The 16,793-nt window shown below is 72.1% G+C and carries 18 protein-coding genes; 10 read left to right on the forward strand and 8 right to left on the reverse strand.

The window, feature by feature from the left end:
- Window positions 1-719: ROK family protein (locus ACWCSD_RS08820; protein WP_449913766.1), on the forward strand; the 719-nt coding region annotated here is incomplete at its 5' end.
- A 4-nt stretch (window positions 720-723) separates the two neighbouring features.
- On the opposite strand, the gene ACWCSD_RS08825 is transcribed toward ACWCSD_RS08820, so the two are convergent.
- Window positions 724-1,239 (reverse strand): DinB family protein, encoded by a 516-nt coding sequence (locus ACWCSD_RS08825; protein WP_358006890.1) that lies wholly within the window; start codon window positions 1,237-1,239, stop codon window positions 724-726.
- 89 nt (window positions 1,240-1,328) lie between these two features.
- Here ACWCSD_RS08825 and lysS point away from each other — a divergent pair, with 89 nt between their 5' ends.
- From lysS to ACWCSD_RS08845, 4 genes are read left to right on the forward strand one after another with little or no spacing between them, the layout of a single operon-like run.
- A complete protein-coding gene (gene lysS / locus ACWCSD_RS08830; RefSeq protein WP_449913768.1) occupies window positions 1,329-2,942 on the forward strand; it encodes a lysine--tRNA ligase in 1,614 nt (537 codons plus the stop codon).
- 13 nt (window positions 2,943-2,955) lie between these two features.
- The gene (locus tag ACWCSD_RS08835) at window positions 2,956-3,495 is read left to right on the forward strand and encodes an AAA family ATPase (protein WP_397154769.1); all 540 of its coding nucleotides are present in this window, start codon (window positions 2,956-2,958) and stop codon (window positions 3,493-3,495) included.
- Between the two features lie 60 nt (window positions 3,496-3,555).
- Window positions 3,556-4,284 (forward strand): glycosyltransferase family 2 protein, encoded by a 729-nt coding sequence (locus ACWCSD_RS08840; protein ID WP_352321313.1) that lies wholly within the window; start codon window positions 3,556-3,558, stop codon window positions 4,282-4,284.
- A 19-nt stretch (window positions 4,285-4,303) separates the two neighbouring features.
- A complete protein-coding gene (locus ACWCSD_RS08845) occupies window positions 4,304-5,266 on the forward strand; it encodes a ketopantoate reductase family protein (protein ID WP_449913769.1) in 963 nt (320 codons plus the stop codon).
- Here the strand turns inward: ACWCSD_RS08845 and ACWCSD_RS08850 are convergent.
- Window positions 5,241-5,768 carry a DUF6886 family protein gene (locus tag ACWCSD_RS08850; protein ID WP_449913771.1) on the reverse strand — a complete coding sequence of 176 codons (528 nt, stop codon included), beginning with the start codon at window positions 5,766-5,768 and terminating at the stop codon, window positions 5,241-5,243. The two genes, ACWCSD_RS08845 and ACWCSD_RS08850, sit on opposite strands and share 26 nt — an antisense overlap.
- Window positions 5,769-5,842: 74 nt before the next feature.
- On the opposite strand from ACWCSD_RS08850, the gene ACWCSD_RS08855 reads away from it, so the two are divergent.
- The gene (locus ACWCSD_RS08855) at window positions 5,843-6,295 is read left to right on the forward strand and encodes a hypothetical protein (protein WP_397154774.1); all 453 of its coding nucleotides are present in this window, start codon (window positions 5,843-5,845) and stop codon (window positions 6,293-6,295) included.
- Window positions 6,296-6,297: 2 nt separating this feature from the next.
- Here the strand turns inward: ACWCSD_RS08855 and ACWCSD_RS08860 are convergent, their stop codons facing one another.
- A complete protein-coding gene (locus ACWCSD_RS08860) occupies window positions 6,298-6,711 on the reverse strand; it encodes a hypothetical protein (protein ID WP_397154776.1) in 414 nt (137 codons plus the stop codon).
- A 62-nt stretch (window positions 6,712-6,773) separates the two neighbouring features.
- Between ACWCSD_RS08860 and ACWCSD_RS08865 the strand changes: the two genes are divergently transcribed.
- The gene (locus ACWCSD_RS08865) at window positions 6,774-8,675 is read left to right on the forward strand and encodes a sensor histidine kinase (protein ID WP_449913773.1); all 1,902 of its coding nucleotides are present in this window, start codon (window positions 6,774-6,776) and stop codon (window positions 8,673-8,675) included.
- On the opposite strand, the gene ACWCSD_RS08870 is transcribed toward ACWCSD_RS08865, so the two are convergent.
- Genes ACWCSD_RS08870 through ACWCSD_RS08885 form a run of 4 tightly spaced genes read right to left on the reverse strand, consistent with a single transcriptional unit; the run spans window position 8,634 to window position 10,906 of the window.
- A complete protein-coding gene (locus tag ACWCSD_RS08870; protein ID WP_449913774.1) occupies window positions 8,634-9,116 on the reverse strand; it encodes an NUDIX domain-containing protein in 483 nt (160 codons plus the stop codon). The two genes, ACWCSD_RS08865 and ACWCSD_RS08870, sit on opposite strands and share 42 nt — an antisense overlap.
- A 10-nt stretch (window positions 9,117-9,126) precedes the next feature.
- Window positions 9,127-9,993, reverse strand: a complete 867-nt coding sequence (locus tag ACWCSD_RS08875) for a TolB family protein (RefSeq protein ID WP_449913776.1) — start codon at window positions 9,991-9,993, stop codon at window positions 9,127-9,129.
- A gap of 24 nt (window positions 9,994-10,017) precedes the next feature.
- On the reverse strand, window positions 10,018-10,755 hold the full coding sequence (locus ACWCSD_RS08880; RefSeq protein ID WP_449913778.1) for an MBL fold metallo-hydrolase: 738 nt from the start codon (window positions 10,753-10,755) through the stop codon (window positions 10,018-10,020).
- A 10-nt stretch (window positions 10,756-10,765) separates the two neighbouring features.
- Window positions 10,766-10,906 (reverse strand): hypothetical protein, encoded by a 141-nt coding sequence (locus tag ACWCSD_RS08885; protein WP_352321299.1) that lies wholly within the window; start codon window positions 10,904-10,906, stop codon window positions 10,766-10,768.
- A gap of 389 nt (window positions 10,907-11,295) precedes the next feature.
- Between ACWCSD_RS08885 and rho the strand changes: the two genes are divergently transcribed.
- The 3 genes from rho (at window position 11,296) to ACWCSD_RS08900 (ending at window position 15,351) form a co-directional block, all read left to right on the forward strand.
- Window positions 11,296-12,408, forward strand: coding sequence for a transcription termination factor Rho (gene rho, locus ACWCSD_RS08890; protein ID WP_449913780.1), 1,113 nt, complete (start codon window positions 11,296-11,298; stop codon window positions 12,406-12,408).
- A gap of 20 nt (window positions 12,409-12,428) precedes the next feature.
- Window positions 12,429-13,439 (forward strand): putative RNA methyltransferase, encoded by a 1,011-nt coding sequence (locus ACWCSD_RS08895; protein ID WP_449913781.1) that lies wholly within the window; start codon window positions 12,429-12,431, stop codon window positions 13,437-13,439.
- 145 nt (window positions 13,440-13,584) lie between these two features.
- Window positions 13,585-15,351, forward strand: coding sequence for a S9 family peptidase (locus ACWCSD_RS08900; protein ID WP_358290594.1), 1,767 nt, complete (start codon window positions 13,585-13,587; stop codon window positions 15,349-15,351).
- Window positions 15,352-15,401: 50 nt separating this feature from the next.
- Here ACWCSD_RS08900 and ACWCSD_RS08905 read toward each other — a convergent pair whose 3' ends face one another.
- Window positions 15,402-16,604 carry a PP2C family protein-serine/threonine phosphatase gene (locus tag ACWCSD_RS08905; RefSeq protein ID WP_358290597.1) on the reverse strand — a complete coding sequence of 401 codons (1,203 nt, stop codon included), beginning with the start codon at window positions 16,602-16,604 and terminating at the stop codon, window positions 15,402-15,404.
- Between the last annotated feature and the right edge of the window lie 189 nt (window positions 16,605-16,793).

Here is a 16,793-nt window from a genome sequence, read left to right on the forward strand (position 1 = left end):
CCGGGCTGCGGATCATCGGCGCCGCCCTGGCCGTGCCCGGCACGGTCGAGGACGGCCTGCTGCGCAACGCCCCCCACCTGGGCTGGCGGGACGTACGGGTGGCCGACCTGCTCGACCTGCCGTGCGCGGTCGACAACGAGGCGAACCTGGCGGCGCTGGGCGAGTTGTGGTTCGGCTCGCGGGCGACGGACTTCCTCTACGTCTCCGGCGAGATCGGCGTCGGCGCCGGCCTGGTCGTGGACGGGACCGTGTTCCGGGGGACGTACGGGCTGGCCGGCGAGCTGGGCCATGTCGTCGTGACCCCCGACGGCCCCGCCTGCCGCTGCGGCGGCCGCGGCTGCCTGGAGGTGTACGCGGGCCAGGACGCCCTGCTCGGCGACCTGGACTCGGTCGCCGCCCTGGCCGACGCGCTGGCCGCGGGCGACCGGCGCGCGCTGGCCGCCTGCGCGCGGGCCGGGGAGGCGCTCGGGGTGGCGCTCACGTCGGCCGTGCACCTGATGGACCCCGGCCGGATCGTGCTCGGCGGCGTCTTCGCCCCGCTGTTCCCGTGGCTGGAGACCCCGGCCCGGGACGTGCTGGCGGCCCGGCTGGGGCAGATGCGCGGCACGCCGCCCGCCCTGGTCGTCTCGGCCAACGGCGCCGACGCGGCGGTGCTGGGGGCGGCCGGGCTGATCATCCAGCGGATCGTCGCCGACCCGGCGGACGTGCTGGGCGTGTGACGGGTCAGTAGTAGCCCTTGTTCCCGTCGACCAGCTCTCTGACGATGTCGAGGTGGCCGGCGTGCCTGGCGGTCTCCTCGACCATGTGGATCAGCACCCAGCGCAGCGAGGACGCCGCCGACCGGAAGTCGGGGTGCTTGCCGACGTCGTCGAGCGAGTGGGCGGCGACGATCTCGTTGGAGCGCTCGCACTGCTTGGCGTAGTCGTCGAGGAGCTGAGCCAGCGTGACGCCCTCGACCAGCATGTCGGCGTCTTCGGGCTCCTCCAGGAACTGCGGGTTGCCCTCGGCGCTGCCGCCCAGGAAGAGCACCTCGAACCAGCAGTGCTCGGTCCAGCGCATGTGGGCGACCAGACCGGCCACCGTCATCAGGGGCGAGGTCGGCAGGACCGGCCGGTGGGCGTCGGCCTCGGACAACCCCTCGCACTTCCAGTGGACGATCGAGCGCTGCATGTCCAGCCAGCCGACGAGCTGGGTACGTTCGTCGGCCACGAAGGGCGGACGTACACGGGGTGGCGTCATGCGCGGGAGGCTACTGCAGGGCTCGCCGGCGACGCACCGGATTTTCGGCCGGTTCGCGTATGACCCGGGCGAGCCGCGACAATGGCTCAATGGTGGAAAGTGCAGAGGCCGACTGGGTCTCCAGGTTCGCGGACGAGGTGATCTCCGAGGCGGAGCGTCGTGCCCCGGGCAAACCGATCGTCTGCGCCTCCGGGCTCAGCCCCTCGGGCCCCATCCACCTGGGCAACCTGCGCGAGGTCATGACCCCCCACCTCGTCGCCGACGAGATCAGGCGGCGCGGCCTCGACTGCGTCCACCTGCTGTCCTGGGACGACTACGACCGTTTCCGCAGGGTGCCCGCGGGCGTCGACCCGTCCTGGGCCGAGCACATCGGCAAACCGCTGACCTCGGTGCCCGCCCCGCCGGGCAGCCCGCACGCCAACTGGGCCGAGCACTTCAAGGCGCCGATGACCGCCGCGCTGGCCGAGCTGGGCGTCGACTACCGGGGCATCAGCCAGACCGAGCAGTACACCTCGGGCGTCTACCGGGAGCAGATCCTGCTGGCCGTGCGCGAGCGGTCGCGGATCGACGCGATCCTGGCGGCGTACCGGACCAAGGACGGCGGCCGGGAGGTGGCCGACTACTTCCCGTACAAGCCGTACTGCGAGCTGTGCGAGCGCGACCTCACGAAGGTCACCGCGTACGACGACGAGACGAGCGAGCTGGCCTACACCTGCGAGTGCGGGTTCGGCGAGACCGTGCGCCTGGCCGAGCACGACCGCGGCAAGCTGGTGTGGAAGGTCGACTGGCCGATGCGGTGGGCGTACGAGGACGTGGTCTTCGAGCCGTCGGGCGTCGACCACCACTCCCCCGGCTCGGCCTGGGTCGTCGGCGGCCAGATCGTCGGCGAGGTGTTCGGCGGCGAGCAGCCGATCGGCCCGATGTACGCCTTCGTCGGCATCACCGGCATGGCCAAGATGAGCAGCTCCAAGGGCGACGTGCCGACCCCGGCCGACGCGCTGGGGATCATGGAGGCGCCCGTGCTGCGCTGGCTGTACGCCCGCCGCAAGCCCGCCCAGTCCTTCAAGATCGCCTTCGACCAGGAGATCCAGCGCCTCTACGACGAGTGGGACGCCCTGGCCCGCAAGGTCGACTCCGGCCAGGCCCAGCCCGCCGAGCTGGCCGCCCACGCCCGCGCCGTGGGCACCGCCGCCGGGCCGCTGCCGGCCACGCCGGTCCCGGTGCCCTACCGCACGCTGGCCTCGATCCTCGACATCACCACCGGCCACGACGAGCAGGCGCTGCGCATCCTGCGCGACCTCGACGCCGTCGACCGGCTCGACCAGGCCCGCCCCCGGCTCGACCGGGCGCAGCGCTGGGTGGCCGACCACCTGCCCGCCGACCAGCGCACCCACGTGCGCGAGACGCCCGACCAGGACCTGCTCGACTCCCTCGGCCAGACCGAGCGCGAGTCGTTGCGGCTGCTGGCCGACGGCCTCGACGACTGGACGCTCGACGGTCTCACCAGCCTGGTCTACGGCGTGCCGAAGCTCCAGGCGGGCCTCGACGCCGACGCCAAGCCCACGCCGGAGCTGAAGGCGGCCCAGCGCTCGTTCTTCGTCCTGCTCTACCGGCTGCTGGTGGGCCGCGACACCGGGCCGCGGCTGCCCACGCTGCTCATGGCGGTGGGCGCGGACCGGGTGCGGAAGCTGGTCGGCGGGTGAGGGGCGGCCGCGGGTGAACGGCGTCGTCCTGGTCACCGGGATCTCGGCCGCCGGCAAGTCCACGGTCGCCCAGGCGCTGGCCGAGCGCCTGCCGCGGTCGGCCCACGTCCGGGGCGACGCCTTCCGCCGCATGGTCGTGGGCGGCCGGGCCGAGATGACGCCCGGGTCGGAGGAGGAGGCGGTGCGCCAGTTGCAGCTGCGCTACCGGCTCGCGGCCCAAACGGCGGACTTGTATTTCGAAGCCGGATTTACAGCAATTGTGCAAGATGTGGTCCTTGGAGAGGACTTGGAGCGGTTCACCGGGTGGATCCGCACCCGTCCGCTCCGGGTGGTCGTGCTCGCCCCCGACGCCGCCGCCGTCGAGCGCCGCGAGCGCGAACGCGCCAAGACCGGCTACGGCGCCTGGACGATCGCCCAGCTCGACGCCGCCCTGCGGGCCGAAACGCCGCGCATCGGCCTGTGGCTGGACACCTCCGCCCAGTCCCCCGCAGAGACCGTCGAGGAGATCCTCGCGCGGGCGGACGAGGCATTGGTCGGCGGAGATCGCATATAAGTAGGATCACTGCAAGGCAGTGTCAAGTGGGCTGCATGTGTGCAGGTGCACCTTGTACCCATGAACAAGCAGCCCTTCGCCGCCAGTGTCAGTGTCATCGTCCCCGCGATGAACGAAGCCGAGAACCTTCCCCACGTCTTCGCCACGCTGCCCGACTGGATCGACGAGGTGATCCTGGTCGACGGCAACTCGACCGACGACACCGTCGCCGTCGCGCGCAGGCTGCGCCCCGACCTCCGGGTCGTCGTGCAGAGCCGGCGCGGCAAGGGCAACGCCCTCATCGAGGGCTTCCAGGCCGCCCGGGGCGACATCATCGTCATGATCGACGCCGACGGCTCCACCGACGGCAAGGAGATCCGCTCGTTCGTCGAGACCCTCATCGACGGCGCCGACTTCGCCAAGGGCTCCCGGTACGCCCCCGGCGGCGGCTCCGACGACCTCAGCCCCATCCGGTCGCTGGGCAACAAGTTCCTCACCGGCCTGACCAACATGCTGTACGGCACCCGCTTCACCGACCTGTGCTACGGCTACAACGCCTTCTGGCGCGACCACCTGGACGTCATGGAGCTCGACTGCGACGGCTTCGAGATCGAGACCCTCATGAACGTCCGGGCCGCCCAGGCCGGCCTGGTCATCCACGAGGTGCCCAGCCACGAGCGCTCCCGGATCCACGGCGCGAGCAACCTGCACGCGGTGCGCGACGGCTGGCGCGTACTGAAGACGATCATGCGCGAGCGTACGCGCGGGACCGCCCTGATGCCGCAGACCGAGGTGGCGCTCGCGAAGTAGGAAGTGACATTCTCGGACAATGCGCTACATAGTGATCGGAGCAGGAGCAGTCGGCGGCACCATCGGCGCCCGCCTCCACCAGGGCGGGCACGAGGTCGTGCTCGTCGCGAGAGGCGCGCACCACGAGGCGCTCAAGCGTGACGGACTCCGCCTGATCACCCCCGATTCCGACGAGACCCTGCGCATCCCCGCGGCCTCCGGCCCGATCCCCACCCGCGACGACGACGTGCTGATCCTGGCCACCAAGTCCCAGGACACCCTGGCCGCCCTCGATCCCTGGCCGACGGATCTGCCGGTCGTGTGCGCGCAGAACGGCGTGGCCAACGAGCGCACCGTCCTGCGCAGGTCCGAGCGGGTCTACGGCATGTGCGTGTGGCTGCCGTCCCAGCACCTCGAACCCGGCGTCGTGGCCGCCCACGGCCGGCCGTACTCGGGCCTGCTGCACGTCGGGCGCTACCCTCAGGGTGTGGACGACCTCGCCGGGCGAATCGCCGACGACCTCGGCAAACACGGGCTGCTCGCCCGCGCCACCCCCGACGTCATGCGCTGGAAGCACGGCAAGCTGCTCAACAACCTCGGCAACGCCGTCGAAGCCCTCGTCGGGCACGCCGACGGCATGGCCGAGCTCGCCGACCGGGCCCGCGCCGAGGCCGTCGGCGTGTTCGAGCACGCGGGCATCCCCTACTCCACCGCCGAGGACGAGCGCCGGGTCCGCGGCCACCAGGTGGACGTCGTGCCGATCGAAGGCGTCCGGCGGGGCGGCGGATCGTCCTGGCAGAGCCTGGCCAGGGGCAGCGGCTCGATCGAGGCCGACTACCTCAACGGCGAGATCGTCCTGCTCGGCCGCGAGCACGGCGTGCCCACGCCGGTCAACGAAGTGCTGCGCCGCGAGGCCAACCGGGTCGCCCGCGAGAAGCTGCCGCCCGCCTCGATGCCGGTGGCCGAGCTGACCGCGCTCATCGACGCGCGTTCCGCAGCCTGATCCCGCTGAACTCCATGCTGCTGCCGGTCACCTCGTGCCAGAACGGCCACAGGTTGTCCAGCACGCGCAGCTGGATGCCGGCCTGCTCGTGCAGCTCGAACAGGTCGCCCACCGGCTCGGGCGGGCCGATCGGGACGACCGGCTCCCGCGACACCACGGCGTGCGGCGGGTCGCCGATCGGCGCGAACCCGGCCGCGGGCAGGCGGTAGGCGTACAGGCGGACGTCCATGATGGCCTTGAGCCAGGCGTACTCGACGGCGTGCACGCGGTCGCCGCAGCCCACGCCGGCGATCCTGGCCACGTCCTCGTCGGTGGTGTCCGGCCCGCGCCAGGCCATCGCCCGCGGGCAGGCGCGCGGGAACCAGTGGTCGGGGCAGCGGTCGTGGCCGACCGCCCACACGTACGGCTCGCCGAGCGAGGACGTCACCGCGACCTGGGGCACGAACCGCTCGATGGTCGGGTCCTCGGAGAAGTGCAGCACCTGGCCGGGCTCGGGTCTCATACCCGCCATCATGCGCATACCCCGTCTCCGTCAGGGCAGAAGAAACGCGCTCAGACGACAAGGGGTGAGTTCGGATGGTCTTATTGGGTCTGATCCTGGTCCTGCTCGCCGGCGGCGCCGTCGCCTTGGTGGTGACGGAGGAGAGCTCCAGGTACATCCTGTTCGGCAACACCTACCAGCTCGACCACGTCCAGATGTTCCTCGCCGGAGCGGTCGTCGCGGCCGCCCTGCTGGCGGGGATCTGGCTGATCGGCGCCGGGTCGCGCAGGACCGCCAGGAAGCGCCGCAGGCTGCGGGCCGTCCGCGCCGAGGCGTCCGACCGGGTCTCCCGCCTGGAGGACGAGAAGCGCGACCTCGAACGGCGGCTCGAACGCGACCGCAACCGCGCCGCGCACGACGGCGTGACGGACGGCGGAACGGACGGCCGCGTCGCGCACGAACGGGTCGCGAGCGAGCGGGCCGCGCACGAACCGGTGGACGGCGACCGGCTGGTGGCCGGCGGCCGCCCCGACGACACCAGGCCGTGAGCTCATGGGCGCGAGGGCAGCAGCTTGCCCTCGCGCCAGAGCGCGAACCCCGTGACCAGCGCTCCCACGCCTTCCCAGAGCCCCACGCCGAAGAACTCGCCCGGCGCCGCCCTCGTCAGCACCAGCGTCGTGAACACCGCGAACGTCACCAGCCGGAACGGCACGGTCCACCGGAAGAACGGCGTGTAGTCGGCGGATGCCGCGAAAACGTAATAGACCCCCATGTTCACCGCCGCCATCGACGAAGCCGCCATGTAGACCAGCGTGTAGTCGCCGGACGGGCGTACGTCGAGCACCTCGAAACCCAGCAGGACCAGCAGGGAGTCCGGCGACAGCAGCCCGACGAGCCCGAGTGCGAAGGCGAGCACGCCGAAGACGCCGATGGTCCAACCGGCGGCGGAACGCGGAAGACGCACAGAAATCCTTCCAAAGGGGGGTGTAATCTGCGAGGCGATCTCATCATGCACCCGGAGGTCGCATGCCCCCCACGCGTGGCCGTCCCATTGCTCTGAAGCTCCTGATCCTCCTGCTCGTGCCGCTGCTGTCCCTGGTCGGGCTGTGGGCGTTCGCGGCGGGCCTGACCGGCGGCGACGGCCTTCGCCTGCTGGAGATCAACAAGCTGGCCTCGAACCTGGCCACGCCGTCGGAGCGGATCAACGCCGAGCTCCAGGACGAGCGGCTGGCCTCGGTCGAGTTCCTGGCCACCCACCGCGGCGCGGACAAGCTGGCCAGGCAGCGCGGGCAGACCGACCGGGCGGTGGCGGCCTTCCGCAAGCTGGCCAAGGACCAGCGCGGGATGTCGCCCGAGATGCGCACGCAGCTCGACGTCCTCAACGCCAAGCTCGACCTGCTGTCCGGCATCCGCGCCGAGGTGGACGGCGGCACGGTCGCGCCGCTGGCCGTGATCGACGGCTACAGCCAGATCGTGGACGCCTCCTTCCGCATGTACGACGCGATGGTGCTGGTGCCCGACATGTCGCTGTACCGGCAGGCGCGGGCGGTCACCATGCTCGGCGAGGCCAAGGACCTGGTCTCGCGCGAGCGCGCGATGATCGTCGTGGTGCTGGCCAGAGGGCGGGTCGAGGCCGTCGAGCGGGAGGCGTTCACCGGGATGGTGGCGACCCGGCGGCTGCTGTACGCGCAGGCGCTCTCGCACCTGGACGGCGGCCTGCGCGGCCCGTACGCGCAGCTGGCCACCTCACCCGTCTACAAGGAGTTCCTCGACGCCGAGGACGCCATCCGGGGCCAGGCCGCGATGAACGGCCTGCCCGCCACCGCCGCCACCTGGGAGGTGGACGGCCAGAACCTGTGGGCGGTGCTCGAACGCGACCAGGGCCAGGCCGTGGAGGGCATCGTGGCCCGGGTGACGCCGGCCGCCGAGAGCATCCTGATCAAGATCGGCGTGGCCGGCGGCGTGGGCCTGCTCGCCGTGCTCGCCTCGATCCTGCTGTCGCTGCGCTTCCGCCGGCGGCTGGTCCGCGAGCTGGCCGGGCTGCGCGACGCGGCCACCGAACTGGCCGAGGTGCGGCTGACCGGGCTGATCGAGCGGCTGCGCACGAACACCCGCCCGCCCACGGCCGCCGAGGTCGCGCCGCTGGAGGTCAGGACGGAGACCTCCGAGGTCGCCGACATCGTGCGGGCCTTCAACCACGTGCAGTCCACGGCCGTGGAGGCCGCCGTCGACCAGGCCAGGCTGCGGCACGGCGTCAGCCAGGTCTTCGTGAACCTGGCCCGGCGCAACCAGTCGCTGCTGCACCGCCAGCTGCTCCAGCTCGACAGCATGGAGCGGGCCACCGAGGAGCCCGACCTGCTGGCCGACCTGTTCAAGCTGGACCACCTCACCACCCGCATGCGCAGGCACGCGGAGAGCCTGATCATCCTGTCCGACCAGGCCCCCGGGCGCGGCTGGCGCAACCCGGTGGCCATCCTCGACGTGCTGCGCGCGGCCGTCGCCGAGGTCGAGGAGTACGAACGCGTCGAGATCCTGCCGCCGCCGCAGACCGCCCTGCTCGGCGCGACCGTCACGGACGTGGCCCACCTGCTGGCCGAGCTGGTCGAGAACGCCACCCTCTTCTCACCCCCGCAGACCAGGGTGGACGTGCGCAGTTCGAGCACCCCGAACGGCCTGATGATCGAGATCGAGGACCGCGGCCTCGGCCTGCCCCGCGTCGAGCTGGACGAGCTCAACGACCGGCTGGCCAAGATGCCGGAGTTCGACCTGGCGCAGAGCGACCGGCTGGGCCTGTTCGTGGTCGGCCGGCTGGCCGCCCGGCACGACATCAAGGTCACCCTCGCGCCCTCGCCCTACGGCGGCCTGACCGCGATGGTCTTCCTGCCCTCAGCCCTCCTCGCCGACCAGCCGGTCCTCGCCGGGAGCTAGGTAGGCCGTCCCGCCCGAGGCCCGCGCCCGCGCGGCCGCCAGCAGCCGCCGGTGGCCGTGGGCGGGCAGCAGGCGGGCGGCCTCCTCGTGGGTGTAGAACCCGTGGTCGTCCAGCTCCTCGGCCTGCAAGGTGATCACCGTGCCCGACGGCAGCTCGCCACAGTCGAACATGAAGTTGACCATCGCGTACGGCACGTACGCCAGGCCGTCGACCCAGCTCACGGCGAGCAGCCGGCCGACCTCCAGCACCAGGCCGAGCTCCTCGGCGACCTCCCTGGCGCACGCCTGCGCCGGGTGCTCCCCCGCGTCGATGATGCCGCCGGGGAAGGACCAGTGGTCGCGGTAGTTGGGCTTGACGAGCAGGGCCCGGCCCCGCTCGTCGGTGATGTAGGCCGCGGCTCCGGTGACGACCCGGTTGACGGTGGACCAGAAATCGTTCACCGGGCCAACGTTACGGCAGCACCTGCAGCAGCGCCTGGGTCCTGGCCCTGGCCGGTTCCTCGATCCGCTGGCTCTCCTTGCCCGCCGCGTCCAGCACGACCAGCGTGTTGTGCGCGCCGCCCGCCACGCGGACCACCAGCCGCCCGTCGGCCAGGTAGAACGCGCCGATCAGCCGGCCCTTGACGGCCGGGGTGAGCTTCCGGCCCGTCACCAGGTCGACCACGGCGGGCTTGAAGGCCGCCGGCCAGGTCCCGTCGCCGAGCGCGGCGGGATCGGCCGGGACCGCGACGACCGCGTTGCGGCCGTTCGGCGACAGGCTCTGCACGTGGGTGACGAGCTGGACGCCCTTGGCCCTGGCGGCCTTCCCTGTCCTGACGTCGAGCCGGTAGACGGCGTCGGCCTCGCCGGTGTAGCCCGCGAGGTAACGGCCGCCCGCCGCCCACGCCAGATGGCACACGCCCTTGGACGTGCCGAGCCTGCGCCCGCCGGTGCCGTCGGCCTTGACCGCCATGACGGTCTCGCCCTTGCCGACGTAGGCGACCTGCGTCGAGTCGGGCGACCAGACGGGGGTCAGGCACGGCGTGCCGCCCTGGAGCTTCGTGGCCGCGGTGACGGTCTTGGCGCCGTCCTTGACCTGGAGGTCGCCGCCGTCGGTCACCCAGGCGGCCTTCCTGCCGTCCGGCGAGACGGCGAACTGCGGCAGCGCGCCGATCTTGGCGAGAGTGCTCCACTCACCGCCTTCGTAGCGGGCGAGCCGGTGGCCGTCGTCGGCGTAGACGGCGGCGCCCGAGAGCTCGGGCGCGGTGGCCGCCGACGCAGGGGCGGGGGCCAGCAGCGCGGCGCCGAGGGCGATCCCGGCCACAACACGAATCTTCATGACAGCCAATGGTGCCGTAACGGATCAAAGACGCATGAACGGCTCGCTGAAGTGCGCGGTGGCGATCGTCGCCCGCTCGGCCCGCAACGCCGCCAGGACCTCGGTGCGCGTGCGCGCGGCCGTCTCCTGGTCGTCGTCGTAGGCGTAGTGGATGCCCGGGTCGGCCAGTTGCACCGGGTGGAGCACGAGGTCGCCGGTGATGGCCAGGTCGCCGACCCTGGCGATCTGGTGACCGGGGGTGTGGCCGGGCGTGTGCCGGACGTGGATGCCCGGCGCGATCTCGGCCTGCCCCTCGACGACGTGGAGCTGGTCCTTGAGCGGGGTCAGCAGGTTGGACATGGCTCCTGAGGCCGAGTCCACCTCGGCCCGCTGGAGCACGTGGCGCGCGTTCTCGAACACCGGCCGGCCGCCTGTGACCGCGCCGCTCGCGTGGTCGCTGTGCAGGTGGGTGAGGACGACGGTGCCGATGTCGGCGGGCGCGACGCCCACCGCCGCCAGCTCGTCCGTCAGGACGCCGGGCACGGGCGCCCAGCCGGCCGCCGGGGAGTCCTCCCCGCCGATGCCGGTGTCGACGAGGGTGAGGCGGCCTGCGCCGTCGCGCAGCAGGTAGCAGTGGAAGTGCAGGACCCACGGATCGTCCGCCGGACCGGATCCGGGGAACATCTCGGCGAGCGGGAGGCGGATCGCGGGGCCCATCGGGCCCACCGCGTCGCAGAGCGGCGTCACCTCGACGCCGGAGACGGTGATGGGGCTGTGCTTCATCCCGCCTAGGTTAGGCGGCGACGGGCTGCCGGGGAACGTACTCGTTCTCCAGGTCGGCGGCGTAGACGGCGCGGCAGCAGTGGGCGCACCGGTACATGATCGGGCCCTCGTCGAGCGTGTGCTGGCACTGCGGGCAGTGGACGGTGTTCATGGTGTTCCCCCAAGGAGCTCGGATGTGTCCATGGAACCCCCGCCGAGTTGCAGGGGTCCTGCATGTCACTTGACACGGTGCCGCTGCGCTGATGGGGGTTGTGTGCCTTCGCCGCACCGCCGGCCGGGGGTCTTCCTCACGGCGTGGTGCGATGAAGAACATTGTCACGCGTACGGGCCGGGACACGCGGCAGAACACACCAGAACCGTCCGGGAATAGTCCAAGAGGGCTAGGCGTTTGATGGGGCGGAACGTGTGGTATCTTCCCCACAAGCGTTGAGCTTCCGCTCCGCTGGTTCTGCTCCAGCCCCGCCCAGGTTTCTCCGGGCCCGGCTTCTTCATCGCACTCGCCGATCTCCGGTCGGCGCATCTCCCCCAAAGGGGCTCATCATGTCTGTTCACACCATTCCGCAACAGCGCGCGGAAACGCCCGCAGGGCAGGTGAGCGGCCTCCTCGACGTACAGGAGAAGTCCGCCTTCATCCGCGCGGAACACCTTCCCGGGCCGGGCGACGTACGCGTGCCGCCCGAGCGGGTCAGGCAGCTCGGGCTGCGGCGCGGCGACCGCGTCGTGGCCACCGTGGCCGGGAACAAGCTGGCCGGCGTCCAGTCCGTCAACGGCCTGGCCGAGTGGCGGGACCGGCCGCGCTTCGAGGAGCTGACGCCCGTCCACCCGGACGAGCGGCTGGTCATCGAGACCGGGTCGCTCAGCACCCGGGTCATCGACCTGGTCGCGCCCATCGGCAAGGGACAGCGCGGTCTCATCGTGGCGCCGCCCAAGGCCGGCAAGACGATGGTGCTGCAGGCGCTGGCCGCCGCGGTCACCCGCAACCATCCCGAGGTGCACCTCATCGTCGTGCTCGTGGGCGAGCGGCCCGAGGAGGTGACCGAGATGCGGGCCTCCGTCCAGGGGGAGATCTTCGCCTCCACCTTCGACCACCCCGACCGCGACCACGCCGCCGTCGCGGAGCTGGCCCTCGAACGCGCCAAGCGCCTGGTGGAGGGCGGCCGCGACGTCGTGCTGCTACTCGACTCGCTGACCCGGCTCGGCCGGGCCTACAACAACCTCGCGCCCGGCGGCGGCCGGGTGCTCACCGGCGGCATCGACGCCCGCGCCCTCTACCCGCCCAAACGCTTCTTCGGCGCGGCCCGCAACGTCGAGGGCGGCGGCTCGCTGACCATCCTCGCCAGCGCCCTCGTGGACACCGGCTCCCGCATGGACAACAGCCTGTACGAGGAGTTCAAGGGCACCGGCAACATGGAGCTCCACCTCGCCCGCGACCTGGCCGAGCGACGCCTGTTCCCGGCGGTCGACCTGGAGGCCTCCGGCACCAGGCGCGAGGAGCTGCTGCTGCACCCGCAGGAGCGGCAGGTGATCTGGCGGCTGCGCCGCACGCTGGCCGGGCTGGACCGGCAGCAGGCCCTGGAGACGCTCGTCGGCAAGCTGCGCGCGACGCCGTCCAACGCCGCGTTCCTGCTGGAGGCGCTGCGCGCGGCGGCGTGAGGCCGCTGGAGAATGGGCGCATGCTGGCCGACATCGTCGAACACCTGATCTGCCCCGTCTGCCACGCGGACGTGGAGCTCGCCGAGGGCGCATTGCGGTGCGCGCGGGGGCACTCCTTCGACGTGGCCAAGCAGGGGTACGTCAGCCTGCTCACCGGGTCACGCCCGCCCGGCACCGCCGACAGCGCCGCGATGGTGGCCGCGCGGGCCGAGTTCCTGGCGGCCGGGCACTATGCCCCGCTGGCGCAGGCGCTGGCGGAAACCGTACGCGTACGGGTGGCGGCCGGAGAAAAACGTGAATCTTCTACTGAATCGAATGACGAAACCGGGCCGGGAGCGTACGGTGGGGCGGGAGTGGAGGCCGGTCCGCAAGGTGGGCCGGTGACCGTCGAAGGTCTCGGCGCGGCGGGCAGGGTCGCACCGCTGATCGTCGACGCCGGCACGGGCACCGGGCACTACCTGGCGGCCGTGCTCAATGCGGTGGACGATGGCATCGGGATGGCGTTCGACGTCTCCAAGCACGCCGTACGGCGGGCGGCGCGGGCGCATCCGAGGCTGGGGGCGTTCGTGGCGGACGTGTGGCGGCCGCTCCCGATCCGGCATGGGGTGGCCGATGTGGTGATCGATGTGTTCGCGCCCAGGAACGGGCCCGAGTTCCGGCGGATCCTGCGCCCTGGAGGGGCCGCGGTCGTCGCGACCCCGGCGGCGGCGCACCTGAGCCCGCTGGTCGGGGAGCTGGGGCTGCTCTCGGTGGACGAGGAGAAGGATCTCCGGGTCGCCCGCAGCATGCAGGGGTTCGCCCGGACCGGGCGGCGCGCGATCGAGTTCGACATGGAGCTCGGACCGGACGAGCTGGTCCAGGTCGTGGGAATGGGCCCGAGCGCGTGGCACACTGATTCCGCCGAGCTGGCCGCCCGCATATCCGGTTATTTCAGCCGGCATGCCAAGAATGGCCAGAAGAAAGTTACGGTCAGAGCCGCGTTTCATCTGTCTATCTTCGAGCCTGAGCCCCGTTCAAGACCTGTTCCTTGACGGGCATCTGCGACTGGTGTTACTGATGGGGCATTTAGTCCGAAATTCCCCCACATTCCCCGAGTATTTCCCCGACTCAGGCGCAATACTGGACGGCATCCCGCACCCAGAGGGCGTGGGCCATCGATGGGAGGGGGCGCGCCGGATGAAGGCGGAGGAACGCTGGCAGGCCAGGTTCCGCGCGTCGCGCATGACGCTGCCGGCCTGGGCCCGCCAGGCCCCGAACCGCTCCATCTACCGCTCCAACGCCACCGGGACGTGGGAGGTCTACGCCTGGGACCGGGCGACCGGCGCCGTGCGCCAGGTCACCGACCGGCCCAAGGGCACCGCGTACGCGGCGATCGACCCGGCGGGACAGTGGATCTACTGGTTCGCCGACACCGACGGCGACGAGTTCGGCACCTGGTGGCGCCAGCCGTTCGCGGGCGGTCCGAGCGAGCCGGCCGCGCCCGGCCTGCCGCCGGGCCAGCCGGGCGGCATCGCGCTGTCGGCGACCGGCCTGGCCGCCATCAGCCTGGCCAGCGAGGGCACGTTCCGGATCCATCTGGTACGCCCCGGCGCGCCGGCCGAGCTGCTGTACGAGCACGCCGAGGCCGCCTGGGTGACCGACATGTCCCTCGACGGCTCCCTCATCGCCATCAACCACGGCGAGTACGGCGACTTCCGGCGTCCGGCGCTGCGCGTCGTCGACCAGCACGGCGAGACCGTCGGCGAGCTCTACGACGGCCCCGACAAGGGCGTGCACGGCCTCCGCTTCGCCCCGGTGCTCGGCGACCGCCGCCTGCTGACCCTGCACGAGCGCCGCCAGCGCCACGAGCCCCTGGTCTGGGACCCGGTCACCGACGAGCAGCGCGAGATCTGGCTGAAGGACCCCGGCGACCTGGCCGCCGAGTGGTTCGACGACGGCCGCGGCCTGCTGATCGTGCGCGACCACCGCGCCCGCAGCTACCTGCACCGCTACGACCTGGCGGGCGGCGTCCTGACCCTCATCGACACCCCGCACGGCGTGATCGACGAGGCCGCGCCGCGGCCCGGCGGCCACATCGAGTACTCCTGGTCCAGCGGCTCGCGCCCGCCGGTCATCCGGTCGAGCAACGGCCAGGTCGTGCTCAACGCGGGCGGCCCGCCGGCGCCGCCGAGCGTCCCCGTCGAGGACCTCGACGTCGAAGGGCCAGGCGGGCGCATCCACGCGCTGGTGTCCAAGCCCGAGACCGGCGCGGCGCCCCACCCGGCGGTCTTCCTCATGCACGGCGGCCCGACCGACCACGACCGCGACGCCTTCTCCCCCGAGGTCGCGGCCTGGGTCGACGCGGGCTTCGCCGTCGTCCGCGTCAACTACCGCGGCTCGACCGGCTACGGCTCCGCCTGGCGGGACGCGCTGCACGGCGACGTCGGGCACATCGAGCTGGCCGACATCGCCGCCGTGCGCCAGGCGCTGGTGGACCGGGGCACGATCGACCCCGCCCGGCTGATCCTGGCCGGCACCGCCTGGGGCGGTTACCTCTCGCTGCTCGGCCTGGGCGTCCAGCCCGGCCTGTGGGCCGCGGGCATCGCCGCGGTGCCCATCGCCTGCCACCAGACCTGCTACGAGGACGAGGCCGAGAGCCTGCGCGCCTACCAGCGCGCCCTGCTCGGCGGCTCCCCCGACGAGCAGCCCGAGCGGTACGCGTTCTGCTCGCCGATCACGTACGTGGACCAGATCAAGAGCCCCCTGCTGATCCTCGCCGGCGAGAACGACACCCGCTGCCCGCTGCGCCAGATCGAGAAGTACGTGGCCAAGCTCGCCGAGCACGGCCGCGAGCACGAGCTCTACACCTACGGCGCCATCCGCGGCTCGCTCGTGGTCGCCGAGCGCATCGCCCAGACGGCCCTGCAACTGGAGTTCGCCCGCAAGCACGTGCACGTCGGCTGACCACTCGCGCACGTCGTGGGAGCGCTCCTGCGGGGGCGCTCCCACACCGGTCAGCGCGCGCGCAGGACCACGATGGCGAGGTCGTCGGCGCTCGGCTCGGCGGCGAACTCCGCCGCGCCCCTGCGGATGCGCTCAGCCACCGCCCTGGCCGACAGCCCGGCGCACTCGGCCAGCAGCTTGGCCAGACCGCCGTCGTCGTCGAGCAGCCGCCCGCCCGAGCGCCGCTCGGTCACGCCGTCGGTCACCGCCAGCAGCACGTCGCCGTGGTCGAGATGGATGGTGTCGGCCTCGAACACGACCTCGTGGAAGACGCCGAGCAGCGACTGCGGCGTGGTCACCGCCTCCACCTTGCCGCTCGGCCTGAGCCGCAGCGCCTCGGGATGGCCGGCGGACACCAGCCGCACCTCCAGGCCGGACGCCACGGGCGTGATGTCGCCGTGGAGCAGCGTGAGGAACCTGGCCCGCTCGCCCTCCTCCAGGATCGCCTGGTTGAGCCGGCCGAGCACCGCGGCGACGCCGTAGCCCTCGCGGGCCAGCAGGCGCAGCGTGTGGCGGGCCAGGCCGGTCACCGCGGCGGCCTCGGGGCCGGTGCCGCAGACGTCGCCGATCGCGAAGCGCCAGGAGTCGTCGCCCGCCTTGAACAGGTCGTAGAAGTCGCCGCCGACCTCGTTGGCCTCGCCGGCGGGCTCGTAGATGACGCCGTAGTCGAGACCGGGCACCTCGGGCTCGTTGGGCGGCAGGAGGCTGCGTTGCAGCGCCCGGTTGGCCGCGGCCTGCTGGGCGTAGAGCCGGGCGTTGTCCATGGCCAGCGCGGCGCGCCTGCCGATGTCGTCGGCGAACTGGATGACCTCGTCGGGGAAGCGGTCGGACCGGCCCAGGCACATCATGCCGAGCCCGCGGCCGCGCGCGGTGAGCGGCACGGCCAGCACCTGGGAGTCGTTCAGGTGGATGACGGACGTGGCCCTGGTGTCGGCCGCGCCGACGTCCATGTCCGTGAGCTGCTCGCGCAGGCCGTCGATGCGGGCCTCGTCGGCGTGCCAGAGGTAGACCAGCCGCAGCGGGCCGCCCGAGTTGCCGGCGGTGTAGACCGCGCACCAGCTCGACAGGCGGGGCACGACGATCTGGGCGATGATCGCCGGGACCATGTCGGGGTCGAGGGTGCCGGCCAGCAGGTCGCTGGCGTCGGCCAGGAAGCCGAGCCAGTGGGGGCCACGAGCGCTCTCCTCCGCCCATTCGGCGGCCACCTGGTCCACGGAGCCGGGTAGCGTGAGCCTTGCCCAATGGACACGGGAATCGCCCGCGAAGGTGACTCCCCACTCCTCCACGTTCACGGAAGGAGCCTTCGGGTCACCGTGCGCGGTGATCCGCTGCCGCAGTTCGACCTGGACTGAGTCCCCGTAATGCTTCCAAATCACCTCAAACGGCTCGTCAGAGACCTGCTC

This window comes from Nonomuraea sp. NPDC001684 (assembly GCF_053596515.1).